This window comes from Kitasatospora sp. NPDC028961, from assembly GCF_055564815.1.
Window position 1 is genome coordinate 76,959 of record NZ_JBVHVO010000009.1, and the last position, 24,277, is coordinate 101,235.

Annotated in this window: 21 protein-coding genes, 2 pseudogenes and 1 riboswitch; of the genes and pseudogenes, 13 read left to right on the forward strand and 10 right to left on the reverse strand. The window is 75.1% G+C overall.

Going from position 1 to position 24,277, the window contains the following annotated elements:
* Positions 1-88: 88 nt before the first annotated feature.
* From ACZ4UX_RS18535 to ACZ4UX_RS18545, 3 genes are all read right to left on the reverse strand, one after another.
* Entirely contained in the window at positions 89-1,414 is a 1,326-nt protein-coding gene (locus tag ACZ4UX_RS18535; protein WP_329490089.1) for a hypothetical protein, read from the reverse strand.
* A gap of 402 nt (positions 1,415-1,816) precedes the next feature.
* On the reverse strand, positions 1,817-2,932 hold the full coding sequence (locus ACZ4UX_RS18540; RefSeq protein ID WP_465707424.1) for an alpha/beta hydrolase family protein: 1,116 nt from the start codon (positions 2,930-2,932) through the stop codon (positions 1,817-1,819).
* Positions 2,933-3,170: 238 nt separating this feature from the next.
* Positions 3,171-3,884: a helix-turn-helix domain-containing protein gene (locus ACZ4UX_RS18545; protein ID WP_465707425.1), complete on the reverse strand. Its 714-nt coding sequence runs from the start codon at positions 3,882-3,884 to the stop codon at positions 3,171-3,173.
* 212 nt (positions 3,885-4,096) lie between these two features.
* Positions 4,097-4,289: riboswitch (cobalamin riboswitch) on the forward strand.
* Between the two features lie 93 nt (positions 4,290-4,382).
* On the opposite strand from ACZ4UX_RS18545, the gene ACZ4UX_RS18550 reads away from it, so the two are divergent.
* From ACZ4UX_RS18550 to ACZ4UX_RS18575, 6 genes are all read left to right on the forward strand, one after another.
* The gene (locus tag ACZ4UX_RS18550) at positions 4,383-5,354 is read left to right on the forward strand and encodes a cobalamin biosynthesis protein (RefSeq protein ID WP_396490042.1); all 972 of its coding nucleotides are present in this window, start codon (positions 4,383-4,385) and stop codon (positions 5,352-5,354) included.
* Positions 5,351-6,868: a cobyric acid synthase gene (locus ACZ4UX_RS18555; protein ID WP_465707426.1), complete on the forward strand. Its 1,518-nt coding sequence runs from the start codon at positions 5,351-5,353 to the stop codon at positions 6,866-6,868. Before ACZ4UX_RS18550 ends, ACZ4UX_RS18555 begins: the two co-directional genes overlap by 4 nt.
* Positions 6,861-8,960 (forward strand): putative cobaltochelatase, encoded by a 2,100-nt coding sequence (locus tag ACZ4UX_RS18560; RefSeq protein WP_465707427.1) that lies wholly within the window; start codon positions 6,861-6,863, stop codon positions 8,958-8,960. The genes ACZ4UX_RS18555 and ACZ4UX_RS18560 overlap by 8 nt, the downstream gene beginning before the upstream one ends.
* 5 nt (positions 8,961-8,965) lie before the next feature.
* On the forward strand, positions 8,966-9,571 hold the full coding sequence (cobO, locus tag ACZ4UX_RS18565) for a cob(I)yrinic acid a,c-diamide adenosyltransferase (RefSeq protein ID WP_465707428.1): 606 nt from the start codon (positions 8,966-8,968) through the stop codon (positions 9,569-9,571).
* A 203-nt stretch (positions 9,572-9,774) separates the two neighbouring features.
* The gene (locus ACZ4UX_RS18570; protein WP_359804383.1) at positions 9,775-11,151 is read left to right on the forward strand and encodes a cobyrinate a,c-diamide synthase; all 1,377 of its coding nucleotides are present in this window, start codon (positions 9,775-9,777) and stop codon (positions 11,149-11,151) included.
* Between the two features lie 203 nt (positions 11,152-11,354).
* Positions 11,355-12,818, forward strand: coding sequence for a M6 family metalloprotease domain-containing protein (locus tag ACZ4UX_RS18575; protein ID WP_465707429.1), 1,464 nt, complete (start codon positions 11,355-11,357; stop codon positions 12,816-12,818).
* A 113-nt stretch (positions 12,819-12,931) separates the two neighbouring features.
* On the opposite strand, the gene ACZ4UX_RS18580 is transcribed toward ACZ4UX_RS18575, so the two are convergent.
* The 5 genes from ACZ4UX_RS18580 to ACZ4UX_RS18600 form a co-directional block, all read right to left on the reverse strand.
* Complete coding sequence (locus ACZ4UX_RS18580) at positions 12,932-13,579, reverse strand: hypothetical protein (protein WP_465707430.1); 648 nt, start codon at positions 13,577-13,579, stop codon at positions 12,932-12,934.
* A gap of 3 nt (positions 13,580-13,582) precedes the next feature.
* Complete coding sequence (locus ACZ4UX_RS18585) at positions 13,583-14,470, reverse strand: hypothetical protein (RefSeq protein WP_465707431.1); 888 nt, start codon at positions 14,468-14,470, stop codon at positions 13,583-13,585.
* A gap of 87 nt (positions 14,471-14,557) precedes the next feature.
* Positions 14,558-15,595, reverse strand: a complete 1,038-nt coding sequence (locus tag ACZ4UX_RS18590; protein ID WP_465707432.1) for a TolB family protein — start codon at positions 15,593-15,595, stop codon at positions 14,558-14,560.
* Positions 15,592-16,986 (reverse strand): MFS transporter, encoded by a 1,395-nt coding sequence (locus tag ACZ4UX_RS18595; RefSeq protein ID WP_465707433.1) that lies wholly within the window; start codon positions 16,984-16,986, stop codon positions 15,592-15,594. Before ACZ4UX_RS18595 ends, ACZ4UX_RS18590 begins: the two co-directional genes overlap by 4 nt.
* Positions 16,987-16,992: 6 nt before the next feature.
* Positions 16,993-17,883 carry an alkaline phosphatase family protein gene (locus tag ACZ4UX_RS18600; RefSeq protein WP_465707434.1) on the reverse strand — a complete coding sequence of 297 codons (891 nt, stop codon included), beginning with the start codon at positions 17,881-17,883 and terminating at the stop codon, positions 16,993-16,995.
* A gap of 346 nt (positions 17,884-18,229) precedes the next feature.
* Between ACZ4UX_RS18600 and ACZ4UX_RS18605 the strand changes: the two genes are divergently transcribed.
* The 3 genes from ACZ4UX_RS18605 to ACZ4UX_RS18615 all read left to right on the forward strand — a co-directional run bounded on the left by ACZ4UX_RS18605 (position 18,230) and on the right by ACZ4UX_RS18615 (position 20,806).
* Positions 18,230-18,973 (forward strand): cobalamin biosynthesis protein, encoded by a 744-nt coding sequence (locus tag ACZ4UX_RS18605; protein ID WP_465707435.1) that lies wholly within the window; start codon positions 18,230-18,232, stop codon positions 18,971-18,973.
* Positions 18,970-20,031 (forward strand): Rv2231c family pyridoxal phosphate-dependent protein CobC, encoded by a 1,062-nt coding sequence (gene cobC / locus ACZ4UX_RS18610; RefSeq protein WP_465707436.1) that lies wholly within the window; start codon positions 18,970-18,972, stop codon positions 20,029-20,031. Before ACZ4UX_RS18605 ends, cobC begins: the two co-directional genes overlap by 4 nt.
* A 100-nt stretch (positions 20,032-20,131) precedes the next feature.
* The gene (locus ACZ4UX_RS18615) at positions 20,132-20,806 is read left to right on the forward strand and encodes a hypothetical protein (protein ID WP_465707437.1); all 675 of its coding nucleotides are present in this window, start codon (positions 20,132-20,134) and stop codon (positions 20,804-20,806) included.
* A gap of 110 nt (positions 20,807-20,916) precedes the next feature.
* Here the strand turns inward: ACZ4UX_RS18615 and ACZ4UX_RS18620 are convergent, their stop codons facing one another.
* Positions 20,917-21,708: an MOSC domain-containing protein gene (locus ACZ4UX_RS18620; RefSeq protein WP_465707438.1), complete on the reverse strand. Its 792-nt coding sequence runs from the start codon at positions 21,706-21,708 to the stop codon at positions 20,917-20,919.
* Positions 21,705-22,238, reverse strand: coding sequence for an HAD domain-containing protein (locus ACZ4UX_RS18625; RefSeq protein ID WP_465707439.1), 534 nt, complete (start codon positions 22,236-22,238; stop codon positions 21,705-21,707). Before ACZ4UX_RS18625 ends, ACZ4UX_RS18620 begins: the two co-directional genes overlap by 4 nt.
* Before the next feature lie 209 nt (positions 22,239-22,447).
* On the opposite strand from ACZ4UX_RS18625, the gene ACZ4UX_RS18630 reads away from it, so the two are divergent.
* The 4 genes and pseudogenes from ACZ4UX_RS18630 to ACZ4UX_RS18645 all read left to right on the forward strand — a co-directional run.
* Positions 22,448-22,759, forward strand: coding sequence for a hypothetical protein (locus tag ACZ4UX_RS18630; protein ID WP_465707440.1), 312 nt, complete (start codon positions 22,448-22,450; stop codon positions 22,757-22,759).
* The gene (locus ACZ4UX_RS18635; RefSeq protein ID WP_465707441.1) at positions 22,752-23,213 is read left to right on the forward strand and encodes a DUF6879 family protein; all 462 of its coding nucleotides are present in this window, start codon (positions 22,752-22,754) and stop codon (positions 23,211-23,213) included. The genes ACZ4UX_RS18630 and ACZ4UX_RS18635 overlap by 8 nt, the downstream gene beginning before the upstream one ends.
* A gap of 38 nt (positions 23,214-23,251) precedes the next feature.
* Positions 23,252-23,902, forward strand: a pseudogene (locus ACZ4UX_RS18640) (Scr1 family TA system antitoxin-like transcriptional regulator); the annotation flags it as partial.
* A gap of 2 nt (positions 23,903-23,904) precedes the next feature.
* Positions 23,905-24,183: pseudogene (locus tag ACZ4UX_RS18645) on the forward strand (SAM-dependent methyltransferase); the annotation flags it as partial.
* Between the last annotated feature and the right edge of the window lie 94 nt (positions 24,184-24,277).

Here is a 24,277-nt window from a genome sequence, read left to right on the forward strand (position 1 = left end):
GCTGCGGCCCTGCCGGGCCGGGTGGCGGCCGTCCGGCCGCCGCGGTCAGGCCCGAGCGGCTACGCGCCGCCGCGGTGCGCCCTGATGGCTACGCGCCGCCGCGGTGGACGCTGAAGGCCGAGCGCCGGGCCGCGCGGGCCACGACCGGGTCCGGGTGGACGCCGGAGACGGCGGTCAGCACCGACGCCGCCCGCGGGTGGCCGGACTGCCGGGCCCGGGCGAACAGCCGGACCGGGTCACCGGCCGAGGCGCCCTCGACATGGCCCACCAGCAGCTCGGTCTCGCCGTGGTCGAGCACCGCGGCCGCGGTGTCCACCCAGAGCCAGGCGGCGTCCTCCGCGCCCAGCACATCGGCCGGGGCGACGCCCTCGTCCGACTGCTCGGCCAGCCAGAGCAGCGCGTAGGGCCGCAGCACCGGGGCGTCCACGGCCGCCCGGACGGCCTGCTCGGCGGTGGAGCCGGCCACCCGCAGCGCCTCGAAGGCGAGGCCGCGCACCAGCGCGTCGTCACCCTGGGCGGCGTCCAGCAGCTCGGCCACCGCCCGGTCGGCCGGTCGGGCCGCCACCCAGGCGCGGAACTCGGCCCGGGCCGGGCCCGGCGAGTAGTCGGCGCAGGCGTTGAGCAGCTCGAAGGCGCTCTGCTCGATGTGCCCGGCGGCGGTCTGCGCGACGGTGCAGATCTCCTCCAGCTTGGCCCGCACCGCCCAGTGCCCGAGCGGGGAGAGCTCGGCGGCGTCGTCCTTGCGGACCACCGCGCCGACCGCGGCCAGGCCGTCCAGCATCCAGTCCAGCACGGCCGCCACGTCGGAGGGCGCGGCCGGGGTGTCGATCTGCGGCTCGCGGCAGGTGCCGCGGACAGCCGAGACCGCGGAGGCGGCGTGCGGCACGGGCGAGAGGCCCAGCGCGCCGTCGCCGCCGCCGACCCGGCGCTCGTCCAGGCCCCGGCGCAGCAGCTCCAGCAGTTCGCTGTCGGCGACCGGGCCGGCCACCAGGTGGAGGAAGGAGAGCAGTTGCGGCGCCTGGTCGACGGCCTGCCCGGCGAGCACCGCGAACACGCCGCGCAGGGCGGCGGGCGGCACCGGGGCGAGCAGCGTCCAGGCGTCGAACAGGGCGGACCAGCCGCGGACCACGGCCTCGTCGTCGTGCTCCCAGGCGTGCAGGCGCCAGCCGGGGGCGGCGCCGCCGTCCCGGGCCTCGACCAGGCCGACCAGCAGGGCCTGGCCCCAGGCCTTGCCGGCGGCGCCCACCGTCATGGCGAGCGCGCGGCCCGCGTCGCGGGCGTCCTCGGGGAGCAGCTCGCCGCGCTTGTCGACCTCGGCGAGTTCACCGGCCCAGCGGGCGATGCGGACGGCGTCGATCAGCATCCGACGGGCCAGCGGGGCGAGCTCGGCGGGAGCGGGGAAGCCGTCCGGCACCGGGACCCGGCCACGGCCGGGGGCTGGTGCGGGGCCTCGTCGGCGGGGTACGCCGGAGCCGCCCGGCCTGGCGCCGGCGGGGCGGTGGGCAGTTCCGGGGAGACGGGTCACCGTCGCACCGGAGCCGATCGTCGGCGGGAGCTGGGCATCACGGTCGCGCGGATTCCGAGACGTCACGTCGAGCAGTCTTCCCCTTGTACCGGCCTTCTGTCACATCCGATCGGCCCCGACTCCCGACAGGTGGTCGCAGGGGGTCGACAAGATCGGGCAACAGAGGCCAAACCGCCTGGCCGGATCTGTGTGACGCGGACACGCCAGTCTGGGGAAAGACGGGGCGAACGGGGTGCGGGAAGGGGCCCGAGGGACTGTCCGGAACACGGCTGGGACCGCCCGCGGCGGGCCTCAGAGCAGCGGGGTGAGCCAGCGCCGCAGGTGCTCCTCGTAGCGGTCGGGGTCGGCGTTCCAGAGGCCGGCGTGCTCGCCGCCGGGGACGGCCTGGAGGCCGACCACGTCGGAGCGGCGGTGGGCCAGCCGGGCGGCGGCCTCCCAGGGGGCCAGCGCGTCGTCGGGCCCGTGCAGGAGGAGCGTGGGCACCCGTAGGTCGGTGCCGTCCGCGAGGCGGGCGAAGTCGGCCAGATCCACGCCGGCCCGGCCCTCGGCCGCGAGCGCGCCCAGCTCGGCGGCGGCGCCCCGGTAGCCGGCCCGGGCGGCGCCCCGGCGGGCGGTGGCCGACCAGTCGAGCACGGGCGAGTCCAGCACCAGGCCGCGGATCGAGGAGGCCCAGGCGGAGCGGGCCGCGGTCTGCAGGACCATGGTCGCGCCGAGCGACCAGCCGTACAGGATGACCCGCCCGGCGCCGCTGTCCAGGGCCAGCCGCAGGGCCGCCTCGACGTCGCGCCACTCGGTCTCGCCGAAGTGGCCGAGGCCGTCCGGGGAGGCCGGCGCGCCCTCGTCGCCGCGGTAGGTGACGGCCAGGACGGGCAGCGCGAGCCGGTGCAGGACGGGCATCACCGGGAGGGTCTGCTGCCGGTCGGCGCCGGGGCCGTGCACCAGGATCACCCAGGTGCCCCGCTTGCCGTCCAGCCGCCAGGCGGGCAGTGCGCCCAGCTCGCCCTGGACGGCGGTCTCGGTGTACGGCAGGCCGAGGGCGCTGGTCGGGTCGCCGAGGTGGACGCGGGGCGTGAAGCGGACCGCGGTACCGGGGGCCAGGGTGCCGCGGTCGGCGCGGACCAGCCGGCGGGTGACGCCCCGCTCGTCGGCGTGCAGGATCTCGCCGACCACCGCGTGCCCTCCGTCGCCCCACTCGACGGCCCAGCGGCCGGGGCGGGCGCTCTCGGCGCTGCGGGTGAAGGTGGCCCGTCCGGCGGCGAGGGTCAGCACCACGACGGGGCCGGCGGCCCGCTCACGGCCGACCGCCGGGCGGACCATCCGCTCGGAGGCCCTCCGGCCGATCAGCAGGACGGCGGCCCCGGTGCCGACGGCGGCGGCCGCCACGGCGGCTGCGGTTCCCCAACGCATATCGCTCCCCGCTCTGTTGGTCGCGGACTGGGCAGTCTGCCCACCAGTCCACTCGCGGGGGCGCCACCCGGCCACCGGACGCGGCCGTCCGGGTCACGGCGGCGGGGGGCTTGGCCGGGTCACCGCAGCGCGGGAAGCGGCTGCGGGTCGGCCCTCTGGTCATGGCGGCACGGGAAGCGGCAGAGGGAGAGGGCAGGGAGGGGGAGGCGCCGCGCGGGGGCGGCGTGGTACCGGCCCGTCAGACCGGGATCTCGGTCTCCAGGCGCTCCAGCAGCTCCCAGAACCGCTCGCCGAGCGGCCGGGCCGCCGCCGCGCGGGTGTCCGCCGCCGGGGCCGGGGAGCCCCAGCTGCCGGCGCCCCAGTGGGAGGTGACCTGGTACTCGTTCTGCAGCGCCGTCAGCACGGCGGTGAGGTCGCCCTCGTGCACCGGCACGATCCGGCCGATCGGCCGGAGCTGCGCCTGCCAGCGGCCGTCCACGCACTGCCGCAGCCGGCGGTCCAGCTCCTCCGCCCGGCCGGTCACCGCGACCAGCTCGCGCAGGGTCGTGCCGAGCACCTGGGCCAGCGCGTAGGTCTGCTCCTGGTCGCCGTCCCACTGACCGGTCGCCTCGGCCCGCTGGTACCGGTCCAGTGCGAGGCCGATCCGGTGGGCCGCGCTCTCCTGGTTGAGCTCCCGGGCGACCCGGAAGTCCCGCAGCCGGGCCGGGCGGACGCCCATCAGCTGGGCCGGCGGGCACCAGAGCGCCCGGGCCAGGGCGATGAACTCGTCCTCGGCGGGGCGCAGCTCGCCGCTCTCCCAGCCGAGCACGTGGGAGGGCAGCAGCCGGACGCCGTGCGCGGCCATGCCCTCGACCACCTGCTCGGGGGTCAGCCCGAGGCCGGCGCGGTGCGCGCGGGCGGCCGCGGGCGAGAAGGGCACCGGGGGCACGGCGGGTGGCTGTCTGCGTCGCATGGCCCGACGGTAGGGGGTGGTCCGGCCGCCCCCCAGCCGCCGAACACACGAAGCGGGCCCGGAGGCTCCTCCGGGCGACTGGACGATCGCACAGGCTGTCATGCCCCTGCGGGGGGTGCCGATCGGAGGTAGTGACGGGGTCGGGCGGCCGGGCTCCGCTGTGACCAACCCCTCCGTGACCTTGGTTGACGCACGGTTCGGCCGCGTGATGGGATCCTTCAGCCAAACGGAGGCATGCAGAGGAAGCCGGTGCGAGTCCGGCGCGGTCCCGCCACTGTCACCGGGGAGCACACTCGGAGTCCCTCCTCCGCCGGCCACGGCGCCGGAGGGGGCCCATCGCGGCGGGCCGTCAGAAGCCGCCGCCGGGGCCGGGAGTGCGTTCGACCCGGAAGCCAGGAGACTCTCGCCCCCGGTACGTCGATCCAGGGCGCGGACCCTGAGTGAGGACACGCACGCGATGCAGGCTGCCCCGACCTTCCGAGCCCTCTGCTGTCCACCGTGCGCCCGCTGACCCGCGCCGCCGCCTTCGCCCTGGGGGCCGCGGCCGGGTACCTCGCCGACGCCCGCTTCGCCGACCCGCGCCGCGGCCACCCGGTGGCCGTCTTCGGCGGCGCGGCCGGCCGGCTGGAGCGGCGGATCTGGCGGGACGACCGCGCCGTCGGAACGGCTTTCACGGCGCTCTGCGTGGGCACCGTCGCGGCCGGCGCGCTGGCGGCCGACCGCACCCTGGGCCGCCGGCCGCTCGGGCGGGCCGCGCTGGCCGCCGCCGCGACCTGGACGGTGCTCGGCGGCACCTCGCTCACCCGCGAGGCCCGCACGATCGGACGCTCGCTCGCCGCGCACGACCTCGCGGCGGCGCGGCAGCGGCTGCCGCACCTGTGCGGGCGGGACCCGAGCGCCCTCGACGAGGGGCAGATCGCCCGCGCGGTGGTCGAGTCGGTCGCCGAGAACACCGCCGACGCCGTGGTCAACGCGCTCGTCTGGGGCGCCCTCGCGGGCACGCCCGGGCTGCTGGCGTTCCGCGCGGTCAACACCCTGGACGCGATGGTCGGCCACCGCTCGCCGCGCCACGCCCGGTTCGGCTGGGCCTCGGCGCGGCTGGACGACGTGGCGGGCTGGCCGGGCGCGCGGCTGACCGCGCTGCTGACCGTCGCCGCCGCGCCCGAGCCCCGGACGGCCTGGCGGGTCTGGCGCCGGGACGGCTCCGCCCACCCCAGCCCCAACGCGGGCCAGGCCGAGTCGGCCTTCGCCGGCGCGGTCGGCGTGCGGCTCGGCGGCACCCTGCGGTACGGCGCCCGGGTCGAGCACCGGCCGGTACTGGGCGGCGAGCTGCGACCGGTGACGGTGGACGACATCGAGCGCGCCTGCCGGCTCTCCCGCCGGGTGGGACTGCTCGCACTGGGTACGACCGTCGCCGGGCACGCCGTCGTGCAGGCACTCAAGGCGGGGACGAGAAGGGGGAGCGCATGAGCAACGCACTGCTGGTCGCCGGGACGACCTCGGACGCCGGCAAGAGCGTGGTCACCGCGGGCATCTGCCGCTGGCTGGCCCGTCAGGGCGTCGCCGTGGCGCCGTTCAAGGCGCAGAACATGTCGCTGAACTCCTTCGTCACCGCCGACGGTGCCGAGATCGGCCGCGCCCAGGCGATGCAGGCCCAGGCGGCCCGGGTGGAGCCCGAGGCGGCGATGAACCCGGTGCTGCTGAAGCCCGGCGCGGACGGCCGCAGCCAGGTGGTGCTGCTCGGCCGGGCGGTCGCCGAGGTCGGCGCGCTGGACTACCGCGACCGCAAGCCCGTCCTGCTGGAGCGAGCGCTGGAGTGCCTGGCCGACCTGCGCCGGCGCTACGACGTGGTGGTCTGCGAGGGCGCCGGATCGCCCGCCGAGATCAACCTGCGGGACCGGGACATCGCCAACATGGGCCTGGCCACCGCCGCCGGCCTGCCGGTCGTGGTGGTCGGCGACATCGACCGCGGCGGCGTGTTCGCCGCGATGTACGGGACGCTGGCGCTGCTGTCGGAGCAGGACCAGCGCCATGTGGCGGGCTGGTTCGTCAACAAGTTCCGCGGCGACGCGCGGCTGCTGGCGCCCGGGCTGGAGATGCTGCGCCAGCTGACCGGCCGTCCGGTGCTGGGCACCCTGCCGATGCTGTCCGGGCTCTGGCTGGACGCCGAGGACTCCCTGGACCTGACCACCGTGGTGGACCGCGCCGAGGGGCGCGGGCCGCTCGGCGCCGACGTGCTGCGGGTGGCCGTGGTGCGCTTCCCCCGGCTGTCCAACTTCACCGACGTGGACGCGCTGGCCCAGGAACCCGGGGTGCTGGTCCGCTGGGCCACCCGGCCCGAGGAGCTGGCCGACGCCGACCTGGTGATCCTGCCCGGCACCCGGGCCACCGTGGCCGACCTGGCCTGGCTGCGCGAGCGCGGCCTGGAGCCGGCCCTCAGGGCCCGGGCCGCGGCCGGGCTGCCGGTCCTCGGCGTCTGCGGCGGCTACCAGATGCTCGCGCGCGCCATCCACGACGAGGTCGAGTCGAAGGCCGGTGCCGTCGACGGCCTCGGGCTGCTCCCGACGCACGTCCGGTTCGGCGCCGAGAAGGTGCTCGGCCGACCGGTCGGCGAGGCCTACGGGCAGCCGGTCCAGGGGTACGAGATCCACCACGGGATCGTCACCGTGGAGGGCGGAGAGGCGTTCCTGGACGGCTGCCGGGTGGGGGCGGTCTGGGGCACGACCTGGCACGGCGCGCTGGAGAACGACGGCTTCCGGCGCGCGCTGCTGCGCGAGGTCGCCGCTCTGTCGGGCCGGGCGTTCGTGCCCGCGCCGGACACCTCGTTCGCCGAGGCGCGCGAGGCCCGGCTGGACCGGCTGGGCGACCTGATCGAGGAGCACGCGGACACCGACGCGCTGTGGAAGCTGATCGAGGGCGGGGTGCCGGCCGCGGGTTCGCTGCCGTTCCTGCCGCCCGGGGCCCCCTTGGAGAATCATGAGTGACGTCCGCTACCCCTTCACCGCGATCGTCGGAATGGCCGACCTGCGGCTCGGGCTGCTGCTCAACGCGGTCTCCCCGGCCGTCGGCGGCGTGCTGGTGCGGGGTGAGAAGGGCACCGCCAAGTCGACCATGGTGCGGGCGCTGGCCGGTCTGCTCCCGTCCATCGCCGCCGTCGACGGCTGCCGTTTCGCCTGCGACCCGGCCGCGCCGGACCCGGCCTGCCCGGACGGCGCGCACGACGGCGCCGACGAGACCCACCGCCCGGCCCGGCTGGTCGAGCTGCCGGTCGGCGTCTCCGAGGACCGGATCGTCGGCTCGCTGGACCTGGAGCGCGCGCTGGCCGAGGGCGTGAAGGCGTACGAGCCGGGCCTGCTGGCCCGGGCGCACCGGGGCGTGCTCTACATCGACGAGGTCAACCTCCTCCAGGACCACGTGGTGGACCTGCTGCTGGACGCGGCCGCGATGGGCCGCTCCTACGTGGAGCGCGAGGGCGTCTCGGTGCGGCACGCGGCGCGGTTCCTGCTGGTCGGCACGATGAACCCGGAGGAGGGCGAGCTGCGCCCGCAGCTGCTCGACCGGTTCGGCCTGACCGTGGAGATCGCCGCCACCCGGGAGCCGGCCGAGCGCGCCGAGGTGGTCCGCCGCCGGCTGGCGTACGACGCCGACCCGGCCGGGTTCGCCGCGCGGTTCGCCGAGGACGAGCGCGCGCTCGCCGGGCGGATCACCGCGGCCCGGGAGCTGCTGCCCGAGGTGGAGCTGACCGACACGGCGCTGCGCCAGATCACCGCCGTCTGCGCCGCCTTCGAGGTGGACGGGCTGCGCGCGGACATCGTGATGGCCCGCACCGCCGTCGCGCTGGCCGCCTGGGCGGGCCGGACGCAGGTGCTGGAGGAGGACGTCCGCAAGGCCGCGCAGCTGGCCCTGCCGCACCGCCGCCGGCGCAACCCCTTCGACGCGCCGGGGCTGGACGAGGAGCAGTTGGAGCGGACCCTGGAGGAGCACGCCGGGCCCGAGGAGCCCGAGCCCGCGGAGCGACCGTCGGAGGGGGAGCAGCCCGGCGAGGGCTCCGAGGGGAGCGGCCCCGAGGACGACGGCCCCGGCCCGGACGGCGGCGGCCCCGACGGTGGCGGCGGCGCGCCCGCGCCCGCGGACACGCCCGACGGCTCCGCGGCCGCCGGGCCCGAGCCGCAGGCGCCGGCCGAGCCGGAGGCCGTCCCGCAGCAGGGCCGGGGCGGCGCGCCGCAGACCGCGCCGGTGGCGGCCGGCGAGCCGTACCGCACCCGGCTGTTCGAGGTGGAGGGCACCGGGAAGGGCGCCCAGGGCCGCCGCTCCCCCGCCGAGACCGACGGCGGCCACACCATCCGCGCCCGCCGCCCGCAGGGGCGCCTGGCCCGGCTGCACCTGAGCGCCACCCTGCGGGCCGCCGCGCCGCACCAGGTGGCACGCGGGCGGGACTCGCGCGCGCTGCTGCTGCAGAAGGACGACTTCCGCGAGCAGGTCCGGCAGGGCCGCGAGTCCAACCTGGTGCTGTTCCTGGTGGACGCCTCCGGTTCGATGGCGGCCCGGCAGCGGATGACCGCCGTCAAGGGCGCCGTGCTCTCCCTGCTGATGGACGCCTACCAGCGCCGGGACAAGATCGGCATGATCACCTTCCGCGGCGCGAGCGCCGAGCTGGCCCTGCCGCCGACCTCCTCCGTCGAGGTGGGCGCGGCCCGGCTGGAGTCGCTTCCGACCGGCGGCCGGACCCCGCTGGCGGCCGGGCTGCTGCGGGCCCACGAAGTGCTGCGGGTCGAGCGGATGCGCGACCCGCACCGCCGCCCGCTGCTGGTCGTGGTGACCGACGGCCGGGCGACCGGCTCCCGCGACGCCGTCGCGCGCTCCCACCAGGCGGCCGGACTGTTCACCGCCCAGGGCGTGGCGAGCGTGGTGCTGGACTGCGAGGCCGGCCCGGTGCGGCTCGGCCTGGCCCGCACCCTGGCCGCCCGGCTGGGCGCCACCGCCGTGACCCTGGACGAGCTGCGGGCCGAGGGTGTGGCCTCGCTCGTCCGCGACAACCGTGCCAACCGAGCCACCCCGACGCGAAAGGCGGCCTGATCCACATGCCCAAGGGAGTCCCCGAGAGCGTGCCCGACGACGGCCTGACGACCCGCCAGCGCCGCACCCAGCCGATCACCGCCGTCCACACCGGCCCCGGCAAGGGCAAGTCCACCGCCGCCTTCGGCATGGCGCTGCGGGCCTGGAACCAGGGCTGGCCGATCGGAGTGTTCCAGTTCGTCAAGTCCGCGAAGTGGAGGGTCGGCGAGGAGAACGCGCTGCGCGTGCTCGGCGCCTCCGGCGAGGGCGGCACCGTCGACTGGCACAAGATGGGCTCCGGCTGGTCCTGGATCCAGCGCTCCACCGAGATGGAGATGGACAGCGAGGCGGCCGCCAAGGAGGGCTGGGAGCAGGTCAAGCGCGACCTGGCCGCCGAGACCTACCGCTTCTACGTGCTGGACGAGTTCACCTACCCGATGCACTGGGGCTGGGTCGACGTGGACGAGGTGGTCGCTGTGCTGAAGGACCGCCCGGGCAGCCAGCACGTGGTCATCACCGGCCGGTACGCGACCGAGGCGCTGACCTCGGCCGCCGACCTGGTCACCGAGATGACCAAGGTGAAGCACCCGATGGACACCGGCCGCAAGGGCCAGCGCGGCATCGAGTGGTGAGCCCGGCGGGCTTCGCGGGGTCCGTGGGTGCCTTCGGGCCCGTGCGTGCCTTCGGGTCCGTGCGTTCCCTCGGGTCCGTGCGGCCCGTGCGTTCCCTCGGGTCCGTGCGGCCCGTGCGTTCCCTCGGGTCCGTGCGGCCCGTGAAGCCGGCAAAGTCCGTGAAGCCCGTGACACGTCCGTGAGTCCGCGAAAGCAGTAGAGCCTTGAACAGCGTCCCCCGTCTCGTCGTCGCCGCGCCGTCCTCCGGCTCCGGCAAGACCACCGTCGCCACCGGCCTGATCGCCGCGCTCGCCGCGCGCGGTCTGGCCGTCTCGCCGCACAAGGTCGGCCCGGACTACATCGACCCGGGCTACCACGCCCTGGCCGCCGGCCGGCCGGGCCGCAACCTGGACGCCTTCATGTGCGGGCCGGAGCGCATCGCGCCGCTCTTCCTGCACGGCGCCGCCGGGGCGGACGTCGCGGTGGTCGAGGGCGTGATGGGGCTGTTCGACGGCGCCTCCGGACGCGGCGAGCTGGCATCCACCGCCCACGTCGCCAAGCTGCTGCGGGCACCCGTGGTGCTGGTGGTGGACGCCTCCTCGCAGTCCCGCTCGGTGGCCGCGCTGGTGCACGGCTTCGCCTCCTGGGACCCGGAGGTCCGACTGGCGGGGGTGATCCTCAACCGGGTCGCCTCCGACCGGCACGAACTGCTGCTGCGCGAGGCCCTGGAGGAGGGCTCCGGGGTGCCGGTGCTCGGCGCGGTGCGCCGCTCGGCGGCGGTCGCCACACCGTCCCGCCACCTCGGCCTGATCCCGGCCGTCGAGCGCTCGGCCGAGGCGCTGCGGGCCGTCGCCGACATGGGCGAGCTGGTCGCCGCGTCGGTCGACCTGGACGCCGTCCTGGCGCTGGCCCGGACGGCTCCCCCGCTGGACGCCACGCCGTGGGACCCGGCCGCCGAGGTCGAGCGGGTGGCCGGCGCGCCCCGGATCGCGGTGGCCGGCGGCGCCGCGTTCTCCTTCTCTTACGCCGAGAACGCCGAACTGCTCACCGCGGCCGGCGCCGAGGTGGTGCCGTTCGACCCGCTGCACGCCGACGCGCTGCCCGCGGACACCGCCGGACTGGTGATCGGCGGCGGCTTCCCCGAGCTGTACGTCCGGGAACTCAGCGCGAACGGGACGCTGCGCGCCGCGATCGCCGCGTTCGCCGCCTCGGGCGCGCCGATCGCCGCCGAGTGCGCCGGACTGCTCTATCTCGGGCGGGAGTTGGATGGCCTGCCGATGTGCGGCGTACTGGACACCTCGGCCCGGATGACCGAGCGGCTGACTCTCGGGTACCGCGAGGCCGTCGCGCTGACCGACTCGCCGCTGGCGCCGACCGGCACCCGGGTGCGGGGGCACGAGTTCCACCGCACGGTCTGCGAGCCCGGCGCCGGGGAACGGCCCGCCTGGGGCTGGCGCCTGCCGACCGGACCGAACACCGAGGGCTTCACCGGGGGCACGCTGGGCAACGTTCACGCTTCGTATCTGCACCTGCACTGGGGAGGATCACCGCAGCTCGCTGCCTCGTTCGCGGCCGCCGCGGCCGCGTACCGCGCGGGCTGAGCGAACCGGGCCACCCCCGGGTCTGGTGCTTTGCCCACGCGGAGCGTCAGAATAGGGCCGATAGCCGCAAATCGCCCATTTCGCAACCGGTACCGGCCAGACCCGACCGCCTCTTGGCGAGCCGACCGATTGCCGGCGACCGCCCGCTCGGCGGGGTCGCCATGCTCCCCCGCGGAGTGAGCTGGCTCAAAGGAGCCGTCACGATGCGTCACACCTTAACCCCGCAGGATCACCACCCCCTCGACCCCACCGGCCACCGGCACGCCTGCCCGGTGCCGCTGTCCCCCAAGGCCTTCGCCCAACTCCGGGCCCGCTACCAGGACCTCGTCGAACACCGGCGAATCCCGGCGAGCCTCACCTTCGAGCAGTACTACTACGTCTGGCGCTCCCGGCGGCGCGGTGAGAACGTCATCGGCCTCGACGACGGCGCCGTCCGCCCCGGCCCCAGCACCGGGGCCCAGTTGATCACCCGTCCGACCAAGAAACTGCGCGGCACCATCCGCACCCTGGTGCTGCTGGTCGACTTCCCCGACCACCCGCACAGCCCCGAGCACACCGTCGGCCACTTCGAACAGATGCTGTTCAGTGCCGACACCTTCACGACCGGCTCGATGCGCGACTACTACCGCCTGGTCAGCGGATTCGACGCCGCCCACCCGACCGAGCACGGCATCGACATCCAGGGCGAGGTGCACGGCTGGTTCCGCCTGCCGCAGCCGCTCTCCTTCTACACCGACAACCAGTCCGGCACCGGCAACCCGCCCCGGAACTCCCAGGGCATGGCGGCCGACGCGCTGCGGCTCGCGCTCGACCAGGGCATCGACTTCTCCGCCGGCTACGACGCCCTCGGCGAGGGCCTCGTCACCGCCCTGTTCATCGTCCACGCCGGCTCCGGCGCCGAACAGACCGAGCGGCCCGGCGACATCTGGAGCCTCAAGTGGAACCCGCCCGGCGAGGACGGCGTGCTGGTCGCGCCCGGCCTGCGGGTGCAGACCTTCCTGACCGTCCCCGAGGACTGCGCGGTCGGCGTCTGCGCCCACGAGTGGGGCCACCTGGCCGCCCGCTGGGCCGACTTCTACGACACCGGCCGCGTCGAGGCGACGACCTCCAACGGCCTCGGGGACTACTGCCTGATGGCGGGCGGCTCCTGGGGCAACGACGGCGTCACCCCCGTCTTCCCGAACGGGATGCTGCGGATGTTCCACGGCTGGACCACCCCGCAGGAGGTCTCCAGCACCACCACCGGCATCGCGCTGCGGCCCGTCGCCGAGGGCGGCGACCTGCTGTTCGTCCGCAACCCCCAGCGGATGAAGGAGAGCCAGTACATCATCGTCGAGTACCGCCGCCAGCGCGGGCAGGACGAGTTCCTGCCCTCCCAGGGCATCGCCGCCTACGTGGTGGACGAAGCCATCGACAACGTCAACGACGAACACCACCTGGCCATCGCGCTGATGCAGGCCGACGGCCGCAACGACCTGGGGAAGATCTTCGGCACCGGCAACCGGGGCGACCGGACCGACCTCTACCCGGCCCTCGGCAACACCGGCATCGGCCAGCACACCGCACCGGCCCTCAACGAGCCCGACGGCACCTGGAGCGGAGTCACCCTCGCCATCGCCGGCACCCCGGGAGCCGAACAGATGGGCGTCGACGTCACCATCGCCTGACCCACCCCGACCGGGCGGCCCGAACCGAACGGACCGCCCGGCCAACCCGGCTGACCAGGCGTCGCCCCCCGGACGCCCCCGCGACCACCCTGCAGAGGCGGGCGACAGCGCCGTCACCAGTGCGGGGTGTACGCGATGTGGAGCCTTCCGGAGGTGCCCTTCGGGGGGCGGCTGGTGGCGGTGGCGGGGGCGTGGTCGAGGGTGACGCAGGAGTGGGTGGGGGCGTCCGGGGCGGCCTCGGTGTCCAGTGAGCGCACCAGCGTGCCCGTCCAGCGGAAGGCCTGTGCGGTGCCGGCGAGGAAGAGGGTCCGTGCCGCGCCGGCGAAGTGCAGCCCGTCGCGCCATCCGGCGTAGTGGTGGCTCGGGTAGTCGATCTCGTCCTCGGCGGGGAAGTCGCTCTCCGGGAGGTCCGCGGTGTGCGGTGTGCCGCCCTTGCCCAGTCGGGCGCGGACCTCCTTCCAGCGGGACGGTGGGAAGCCCAGGCCGTGGTGGAGCAGTACGAGGTCCAGCCGGACGGCGTGCTCGTCCGCGCACCCGGGGGCGGGGCCGGAGCGCAGCGGCAGGCGGACCAGAGAGCGGGGCGAGCGTGCCGCGAGTGCCCAGGCGGCGGCCAGGTCGCGGGCACCGGCGCGGTCCGCGAAGAGGTCCGTCCACCACTCGCCGTCGACCAGCACGGCGCGGCCTTCGCCGGGCTCGACGGTCAGCACCCGGTACTCGTCCCGGCCGCTCCGCACCCGGTGGACCGTCGTCCTCAGTCTCACCGGTCAGCCGGTGGCGCGGACGTAGATGTCGGCGGCGCCCGAGAGGCCGTTGGAGACCGTCACGATGTAGATCCGGCGGCCGGCGACGGGGTGGGTGGGAGACGGAGTGGGGGTGGGGGTGAGGCTGGGGGTGGGGATCTCGGTCGGGGTGGGCGGGTCGTCGGCGGAGCGGAGGCCCGGCGCGGGCTGGGGCGCGACGGGCTCGGCCGCCTCGGGGGCGGGGTCGGGAGCCGGGGTGGCCTCGGTGTCGGCCTCGGTGTCGGGGTCGGCGGAGGGCGGCGGGGCGTCCGAGGCGCAGGGCGACGGGGTGGCGACCGGCTCGGCCGGGGCCGGGGCCGGTTCCGACGGCGGTTCGGAGACGGTCGGGGGTTCGACGGCCGACGGGGTGGCGACCGGTAGGGGCGTCGGGCTCGCCGAGGGCGCCGGCATCGGGGCCAGTTCCTGGGCCTCGGTCGGCTCGTCGCCGCCCAGGGCCGCCGTCAGGTCGGACGGCAGCGGGGCGACCGGGCCGGGGGCCGGGAGGTCGTAGGTCCGCAGGAAGTCGTCGACGCCGACGTCCGGGCCGCCGGCCAGCCGGTAGTGCAGGTAGGCGACCGGCGCGCCGTCGGCGAGGCGGGTGTACACCGCGCCCACGGGGACGTAGTAGCGGCCCGCGCCCGGGTGCTGGGAGGGGTGGAGGCCGGCCAGGAGTTCGGCGCGGTCCCGGTCGGTCTCGATCGCGCCCCGGCCCAGGGTGAGCGCGTTGACGCCCCGGACGGCGAGGGCCGCCAGCAGCGCGATGGTGAGCACCAGGCCCACCGCGATCGTGCGGCGCAGCACCGGCCGGCCGGACAGGGCGGGCCAGGAGTCGCCGGCCACCCGCTCGGGCGCAGCCCGCCCCTGTTCCTTCAACGCTCCCCGCTCCCCCGCCTCGCACCGCTCTCACTGCTCGACGTGGAACCCTACGCCCGAAGTTCCGAGTGGGACCACCCAGCCCGATCAGCCCGGATAGGCCGGTGCCACCGCGGCTTCGAGCACCCGCTCGGCCAGACCGCCGCCGTCCGCCGGGACGGTCCACAGATCGGCCCCGAAGTCGCCGGGGAGCGCGTAGAGCAGCGTCGCGTCGTCGACCCAGACCGCCTGGTCGTCGACGTTGCGCTGCTCGGCGGTGGCCGTCTCGGTCATGGTGGCGAGGTCGAGCACGTAGAGCCGCCAGGGCGAGTCCTCGGACAGGCCGGGGACGCGCTTCTTGTAGGCGATGCGGGTGCCGTCCGGGGAGAGCGAGGGGCACTCGACGTTCTCGTGGAGCGTGGTGAGGGTGCGGGCGGCGAGGTCGCCGCGGACGAGGTGGGTCCGGCCGCCGGTGGCCACGGTGGCGTAGAAGGTGTTGTCGTCGGCGAAGGTGACGCCCCAGACGTTGACGTCGGACGCCTGGTACGGCTTGCCGTCCTTGATCACCGCGAAGGTCTCCAGGTTCTCCCGGAGGTTCCAGTCGCGGACGTCGACGATCGACGAGCGGGTGGAGAAGTCGGTGCCGGCGTAGGAGTCGCCGCTGACGAAGACCGTCCAGGCCGCGAGGTGGCCCGAGGGCGAGACCCGGGAGCGGGTCGGGATACCGGCGGCGGGGAAGGACTTCAGCTCGCGCAGGTGGTCGTCGAGCACGACGGCGCGGTAGGTGTCCTGCAGCGCGCCGCGCTCGGCCCGGAGGCAGATGCCGGTGCCGGCCGCCGCGTAGAAGCGCAGGCACTGCACGCCCGAGGAGGTCCGCGGGCCGTCGGGCTGGTCGGCCGGTACGGAGACGAGCTCGTCGAGGTGCGGGCCCCAGGCCATGTTGCGGAACACCAGTTGGCGGCCGCCGGCCGGCGGGCGGAGCGACACCGGGCCGGGGGTGACCACCGGAGCGCCGGGCTGTGCCTGCTTGGTGCGGGTCGAGTTGTCGGCCGCGTGCAGGACGGCGCCGGTGCCGACGGCGCCGAGCAGGACGACGGCGGCCAGCAGGATCAGCACCCTGGTCCGGCCTTGGAGCGGTGGGGTCACGACGGTACCTCGGAATCGGAGGGGGGAGCGGTTCCGGGCGCGCCCGGGGCGGTGGGGGTCCCGGCGGTGGGGGTCCCGGCGGTGGGCGTCCCGGAGGCGGCGGCCCCCGGGGCGTCCCGCAGGACGAAGGCGGCCGCCGGCACGCAGCCGGCCAGCGCCGCCGCGGACCAGCCGAGCGCGGCGGTGCCGCCCACCGCGCTCCACAGCGCGCCGAAGGCGAGCGAGCAGCCGAACCGGGCGAGCGCCTGCCCGGTGCCGACCAGGGCCAGCCCGGCGCCGCGCTGCTCCGCCGGTACCGCGTCGGCCGCCGCGGCCGCCAGCACGCCGTCCGTCGAGGCGTAGAACGCGCCGTGCAGCACCAGGACGCAGACCACCGCCGGCAGTCCGCCCAGCGGCGAGAGCAGCAGCCCGTACGCCAGCAGCAGGGCGCCGTGACCGGCGAGGAAGAGCCGGCGGCGGCCGAGCCGGTCGGCGAGCGCGCCCAGCGGAACGGCGAGCAGCAGGAAGCCCGCGGCCGTGCCGAGCGGCAGCAGCGGGAAGAGGTCGGTGGCGAGGCCGAGCCGGCGCTGCACCAGCAGGTAGAGGAAGGAGTCGCTCACGGTGGTCAGGCCGAGGAGCACGGCGCAGAACGTCAGCCGGCGCAGCGCGGGCAGACGCAGCAGGGCGAGGCCGTCGCGCAGCCGGGGGGCGGTGGCCGTCGCGGTCTCGCCCGGCTGCCGGTTCGGCACGAAGAGCAGCAGCACCAGCACGCCGAGCACCGCGATACAGGCGCTGACCGTGAACACCGCGTCGTAGCCGTGCCGTTGGCCGCCGTCGGCAAGCAGCGGGCCGCCGGCCAGGCGGAGCACGAGGAAGGCGGCGAGCGGCCCGATCAGCGCGCCGGCCGTGTCCATCGCCCGGTGGACCCCGAACGCCCGTCCCCGGTGCGCGGGTTCGGTGGCGAGCGAGATCATCGCGTCCCTCGGCGCGGTGCGCAGTCCCTTGCCCGTACGGTCGACCGCGATCACCGCGCCGATCAGCGGCACGGTGTGGACGAGCAGCAGCAGCGGCTTGCAGAGCGCCGAGAGGCCGTACCCGGCCACCGCGACGGCCTTGTGCCGGGACGCGCCGTCCGCGCCGCGCCGGTCGGCGAGGTGGCCGCCGGCCAGCCGGACCAGCGCGCTGAACCCGTTCTGGATGCCGTCCAGCAGCCCGAAGCCGAGCGGCGAGAGGCCGAGCCCGGTGAGCAGGTACAGCGGCAGCACCGCGCTGACCATCTCGGAGGAGATGTCGGTCACCAGGCTGACGGTGCCCAGGGCCAGGACGGTGCCGGGGACGGCGGCCGCCCGCCGGCCCGGCCGGAGGGCCGGGTCGACGGGGGCCTTGGAGCTGCGGGATTCCGCGACGTACATGGGAGGTCAGTTCCAGATGCCGGTGATGGTCGCGGCGGACGCGGCGTTGCCCGCGTGGGTGGTCAGCCCGGCGAGGTCCTCCAGCGTGCGCAGCACGTTGTAGTGGTTGTAGGTGGTGGCGGTGGTGGAGCCGGGCGTGACGTGCTCGCCGTAGAACACCGTGGGGATGCGGTTGCCGGAGAGGCGGTTGTCCTCGTCGAAGGTGACGACGAGGATGCTGTTGTGGGTCTTGGCCCAGGTCGCGTACGCCCCGAGCTTGTCCTTCAGCCAGGTGTCGCCGGTGGAGACCGAGCAGTCGTGCATGTCGTTGCAGAGGTCCGGCACGACGAAGGACACCTTGGGCAGGGTCGTGTAGTCGGTCGGGAACTGCGCGAAGGTGTACGCGGTGTTGGTCGGCACGTTCTTGAAGCCGAACCACGGGTTGTGCTTCTGGGCGTACTTGCCGCTGCTGCAGACCGTCGAACCCTGGCTCGGCAGGCCCTCGTTGTAGCTGCCCCAGGTCTTGCCGGCGGCGATCAGCTCGGAGCCCAGGTTGGCGGCGGTGAGCGAGCCGACCGGCACGCAGCTGTCGTCGGTGCGCCCCTGCGCGCTGCCGGAGAACAGCTGGTAGTAGTTGGGCTCGCTCGGGTGGGTGAGCCCGAACGACTGGGTCAGCGTGGCGCCGCCCGCCTTCAGGGTGTTGTTGATGTACGGCGCGCTGGAGCTGCCGACGACCTGCGAGTACGCGTGGTTCTCCAGGACGACGACGACCACGTGGTCGGGCGTCGGCAGGGTCGCGGCCTGCGCGGTGCCGGTGGCCGCCCAGAGGCCGAGCGAGCCGGCGACCAGGCCGAGGCCGGCGCCGAGGGCGGTCAGGGTGCGGCGGGGGTTGCGGGGGCGGAGTCGTGCGAAGGGCATGGTGTCCTCCGTGCGTCGGGGAGAACCGGGGTTCGGCAGGAACACCCGGGTGGGGGTCGTGCTGTGCGGGTCGCAGTGCGTGACTGCGTCGGAGCGCCGCAAACAGTAGGAGCGCGGCGGTGGCGTGGACCGCTCAGGGAAGGTGAAGAACAGGCGAACACCCTCCGGCGCCCGGCGACGGAGGTCACACGGGCCCCGATTGACCCCTCCGTCGCCGCCGTGGTGGGATTTCGTCGGCCGACGAGCGGCTGCCGCAGTGCCGCCGGGAGCGCCGGACGACCGCCGGGCGGCCTCCTGACGGCCTCCGCATGGCCTCCGAACGGCCTCCGGGTGAAGGGAACGCGACGTGATCGGGCTGCCGGCCCTGGACGCGGCGGGTCACGCACCCGCCGAGCAGCCGCACGCGGCGCGGCCGGACCGTGGCCCGGCCTTCCGGGCCGAGCACGGCGGCGAGGGCCCGGGCGAACTCCTGGACCGCGCGCCGGACGGCTCACCGGTCGCCGCGCGGTGCTCGGACAGCCCGGCTGACCCCGACGGCCTCGCCTCCGGTGCCCTCGTCATCGGCGCCCTCGCCCCCGACGGCCTCGCCCCCTCTGCCCCCTCTGCCCCCTCTGCCTCCTCTGCCCTCGCTCCCGGTGCCCTCGTCGTCGGTGTCGGCCTGCGCGCGGCGGCGGGCCCGTCCGACGTGACGCGGCTGATCCACCGGGTCCTGCGCGAGGCCGGATTGCCCAGCGGCTCCGTCGCCCGGCTCGCGACCCTCACCGGCAAGGGCGACCACCCCGCCGTCCACCACGCCGCCGCCGCGCTGGACCTCCCGGTGGACGAGCACCCGGCGGAGGCCCTCGCGGCCGTCGCCGTCCCGAACCCGTCCCCCGCCGTCGGTGCGGCGGTCGGCACCCTGAGCGTGGCGGAGGCCGCCGCGCTGGCGAGCGCGCCGGGCGGCGAACTCGTCGTCCCCAAGCAGAAGTCCGCGACGGCGACGGTGGCGGTCGCCCGGGCCGCTCGCGGTCGCCCCGGGCCTCGCGGCCCGCTCGCCCGCGTCCCCGGGCCGTCCCTTCCCGTCGATGCCGTTGTTGGAGACCCCTCGTGACCACCCCCGACCATGACCTCCGCCACCACGGTGACGCGGAGGTGCGCGCCGACGGGGCCGGTCTGGTCGACCTCGCCGTCAACGTCCGTACCGGCACACCCCCGCAGTGGCTGCGTGAGCACCTCGCGGCAACGCTCGGCGAGCTCGCGGCGTACCCCGACGGCACGGCCGCCCGCGCCGCCGTCGCCGCCCGGCACGGCCGACCGGTCACGGAGACGCTGCTCACCTCGGGCGCGGCCGAGGCCTTCGTGCTGCTCGCGCGCGTCCTGGCGCCCCGTCACGTCGTCGTCGTACACCCTCAGTTCACCGAGCCGGAGGCGGCGCTGCGGGACGCCGGGCACGCTGTGGAGCGGGTACTGCTCGTACCCTCGGACGGCTTCCGGCTGGGTGCGGTACCGGAGGAGGCCGACCTCGTCGTCCTCGGCAACCCCACCAACCCGACCTCCGTACTGCACCCGGCGGCCGCCGTCGCCGCCCTGGCGCGCCCCGGTCGCACCCTGGTGATCGACGAGGCGTTCATGGACACCGTGCCCGGCGAGTGCGAATCCCTCGCCGCCGTCCGGGACCTGCCCGGCCGGGTGGTCGTGCTGCGCAGCCTCACCAAGACCTGGGGCCTGGCGGGCCTGCGCATCGGCTATGCGCTCGGCCCGGCCGACCTGATCACCGCGCTCGGCGCCGCCCAGCCGCTCTGGCCGGTCTCCACCCCGGCGCTGGCCGCCGCCGAGGTGTGCAGCGCACCCGCGGCGCTCGCCGAGGCCGGGCAGGCCGCCCAGGACCTCGCCCTCCACCGCGACCACCTGCTCAAGGGCCTCGCCGCCTTCCCCGCCGTCCGGGTGCACGGGGAGCCGGCCGCCTCCTTCGTCCTCGTCGAACTGCCGGACGCGGCCGCCGTCCGCGCCCGGCTGCGCGAGCACGGCTTCGCCGTCCGGCGGGGCGACACCTTCCCCGGACTGGGCCCGGACTGGCTGCGGATCGCCGTCCGGGACCCTGGGACGACGGACCGTTTCCTGGACGCGCTCGGCGCGGTACTGGCGGTCCGGACCGGCGCCGGCCGCTGAAACACGACCGGGACATTTCACGAACCACCCGGTGATCATGCCCGGCCTACCGTGGAGGCAGACGACAAACCGCACTGCCGGACGGAAGTTGGGACCACCCATGCGCTCGCGAATCGCCCTCACCGCTCTCGCCGTCACCGCCCTCGCGGCCGCCGCGACGGCCTGCGGCCCGGAGAACAGTGACGCACCCGCCGCCGGCGCCGCCCCGACGACCGCTCCCCCGGCCGCCTCCGCCCCCGCCGCCGCGCCGTCCGCGTCGGCCCCCGGCACGCCCGCCGCGCCCGGCAAGTCCGCCGCGCCCGCCGCGTCCACCAAGCCCACGGCCACCACGCCGGCCGCGCCCGCCCCGGGGAGCCCGGGCGACAAGACCGGCTACGGCCAGGCCTGCGGCACCAACGACCTCACCTTCGGGGCGAAGATGGAGACCCAGGCGGGCGGCTACATCCTGGTCACCGCCAAGGCCAAGGCCGGGATCACCTGCGTCCTACCCGCGACGCACCCGGTCATCGCCTTCGGTTCGGGCGGCATCGAGGCCCGCAACGCCGAACAGGCGGCCGGTGCGCCGATCACCCTCACCGGCACCGCGGTCGCCTACGTGGGGATCAACCCGAAGAGCACCAACACCGACCAGAACGTCGAGTTCAAGGACGTCATCATCGGCATCAGCGCCGGCGACCCGGACCCGGCGAGCATCCCCGTCGGCTCCGTCAAGGTCGACAAGCCGGTCGTCACCAACTGGCACACCAACGCCAAGGACGCCGTCCCGGGTGTCTGATCAGCTGTGACTGACGCTGTCGATCGGCCCACGCCACACCTTCACGGCGAAGTCACGGCGAACCGGAGGCAGGGGCCGCCCTCGACCGGCGGCGACCGCCACCCCCGCGATCAGCCGAGACTCACCGCGTCCCCCACCCGCACCCTCCCCGGCTCCAGTACCCGCGCGTAGACGCCTGCGCAGGGCAGCGCCGGCATCCCCTCCAGGGGCACGACCCGGTTCTGCGCGGTGAGCACCTTCAGGGCCGCCGTGCTGCGCGGCAGTTCGCCATGGGCGAGGGTCGGGACGGCGCAGCGCGGGGTCGGGGCCAGCACCCGCAACCGGAGGTCCGGGCCGATCCGCAGCTCGCGGCCGACCCAGGCGTTCTCGACGTAGCCCTCGCCCTCGGTGCGGATCACCAGGTTGGGGCGGTAGCGGGCGGCCTCGGTCGCCACGGCGTCCAGGGTGGAAGTCGTGAGCAGGTGCAGCGGGGCGAAGTCGAAGAAACCCCCGGCGGGAGCGGCGCGGCCGATCTCGTTCTCGGTGACGGCGACCTCCTCCTCGATCCCGCGTGCCAGCACCTCCTCCGGCACGGCCCGTTCGACGGTCGCACCGGGCGGGCGCTCGCTCACCAGGGAGACCTCGCGGCCCAGCAGCGCGGACAGTTCGCCCTCGCCCACCTCCCGGCCGTCCGGCCCGGTGATCACGACGCCACCAGGGTGCAGCACGGCGGTGAACCGGAGCATCTCCGCCCAGAGCCTCGGGTTCTTGGCGCTCGCCACCCGGCCACTCGCGGCGTCCAGCAGCCCCAGCGCCCGGTCCCCGTCCAGCCCGCGCTCGGAGACGCCGGCCTCGCCCAGCTCCTCCCCCAGCAACGACTTCACCGGGTACCGCCGGATCCGCTCCACCGTCCCGATCCTCATGCCACCGCCTCCTCCCACTCGCGCAGCGCCGTGAAGTCGCGGGCGCCCAGGCCGAGTTTGGGATCGACGTGCAGGGTCAGCGCGGGCCCGGGGTGGTGCGCGGCTATCCACTCCGTGTCCTGCGGCCCCAGCTCGTCGTCCACCCAGACGAACGGGCGCCCGGCGGCCCAGGCAACCAGGTTCCTGGTCTTCCAGTGCAGCCCGTCCGGGTCCTGCTGGTGCAGCTCCGGCCAGTGGATGTACGGCAGCACGGGCAGCCCCAGCAGCGGCCCGATGAAGGTGTTCGCCTCGTCCATCCACGTGGTGGCCCACACCAGTTCGTACCGCAGCGCCAGCAGTTCGGGCCCGTGGTCCGGGTTGATCCAGATCCGCAGCGGCCGCACACGCTCGGCGGGCCGCTGCGGGAAGCGGGCGACCCAGCAGTCGGGCTTCACCCGGTGCGTCCCGTAACCGTGCGGCCGCCGGTGCCGCTTCGCGGCAAAGGGGTTCAACGGCCCGTCGACATCGAGCAGGAGCAGCGGCAACGTCATACCGGGCATCCTCGCCCGAACCCCGCTCCGGGACCAGGGATTAACCCCCTCGGTTCGGATCCCCAAGAACGGCCGAGCACCGCCCCTGGGCGCCTGCGACACCCCCTGGTCCAAGTTCGTGCAATTCCGTGCAAGCGGGGTTGTGCTCCACGCGATCAGGCCCGACCGTGGTGCACGTCCCTGCAACTCCACAGACGTCGGAGATCGTCATGGCACTTGGTTTCGTGGGAATCGACCCCAGTACCGGCGGCGGTGGCTCGCCCACCGTGTGGATCGAGGACGAGACGAACGAGATCATCGTGCAGAGCTGGACCGCGGACGACGCGCTTCGCGAAAGGATCGCAGGGACTGCGTGGGTTCCCGGACATACGCTCGGGATTCCTGCCCACGAGTCCGTGATCCGTATCCCGGATCGCATGGTGCCGATCCTGAAGGAGGCCATCGAACGTGTCGAACGTGCCCGACTTCGCCGCGCTGTTGAGGAGTGCTCGGCGGACAGCGGTTCATCTGGAGATGCGTGACGCCTACGCCGTGGGCGACGAGGCCGAGGAGATCGACCGGTTCGCCCGAACCGGCGAGATCGAGCTCGACCCCCAAGCGTCCTGGTGGCCCGAGTGGTTGGGGCTCGTCCGCGAGACGGTCGGCCGTGGTGTGGTCATGCGGCGGGCCCGGATCGTCTCCGAGCCGGTGACGGACTACATCCGCTGGGAACACGCGGTCACTCCGATGAACCTGGCGGCCGGCGAGCTGGTCCGGTGGCTGCCCAGGAGCCGGGCGTCCGACCTCGCGCTGCCGGGCAACGACTTCTGGCTGATCGACGACCAACTGGTGCTGTTCCATTTCTTCACGGGATACGGCGACTGGGCCGACCCGGGGTTCGCGTTCTCCGAGGACCCCGCGACGGTGCGTCTCGCCTCCTCCGCGTTCGAAGCCGTCTGGAAGCGTGGCACTCCGCACGACGACTACAGCGCCTGACCCGAATCCCACCCTGCGAGCACCGGACTGCCAGACTCATGCCCACGTCTCCGTCATCGAGCGCGCGAACGGCGCGCCTTGCCCTGGCCAACCGACTCGTCGGTCTCCGCAAGGACGCCGGCCTGACGGGTAGGCAGCTGGCAACCCGGTGCGGCTGGAACCCTTCGAAGGTGTCCCGGATCCAGAGTGCGCGCACCCCTCCCTCCGACTCCGACATCCGTGCATGGTGCGCCGCGTGCGCGGCGACCGATCAGGCACCTGACCTGATCGCCACATCGAGAGCGGTCGAGTCGATGTACCTGGAGTGGCGCAGGCTGCACAGCGCCGGGATGCGCAAGGTGCAGGAGGACTTCTACGTACTGCACGAACGGGCGGAACTCTGCCGAGCGTACGTGTCCAACGTCGTGCCCGGCTTCCTGCAAACGACCGAGTACGCAACCGCGTTGATGCGGTCCATCACGGAATTCCAGGGGACTCCCGACGACCTGGCCGAAGCGGTCGCCGCTCGGGTGGCGCGCGGCCGGTTCCTGCACGAGGGCAGGCACCGGTTCGCGGTACTGATGGAGGAGTGGGTCCTTCGCTCCCGGATCGGGGACGCCGCGACCATGGCCGGGCAACTCGGCCACTTGCTGACGGTGATGCCCTCGGCGTCGTTGTCGCTCGGCGTCATTCCCTTCACCGCGCAGCGCTAAAACTGTTCCCCAAGATCGCCGCCCGGCTGAACCCCGGCGGCGTCCTGGCTTTCTCACAGCCTCCCGCCATCCCCGGCGCCTACGGTCCGCAGGGCATGTACAAGGGCGGTTTCGCCGGGAAGGCGCTCTACACCTACCGCTACTCCTACCCGCCCCGCCGATGGGTCGGCCTGCTGCTGCGGAGCGGATTCGAATCTGCGGAAGCCCGCGTTCTCGACGCCCCGACCGAGGGGCACATCGGGACGCTGATCGTCACGGCCAGGACTCCGAGGGCCTGAGACCGGCCTGGGGGGGGCGGGGGGGGGGGGGGGGGGGGGGGGGGGGGGGGGGGGGGGGGGGGGGGGGGGGAGGGGGGGGGGGGGGGGGGGATAC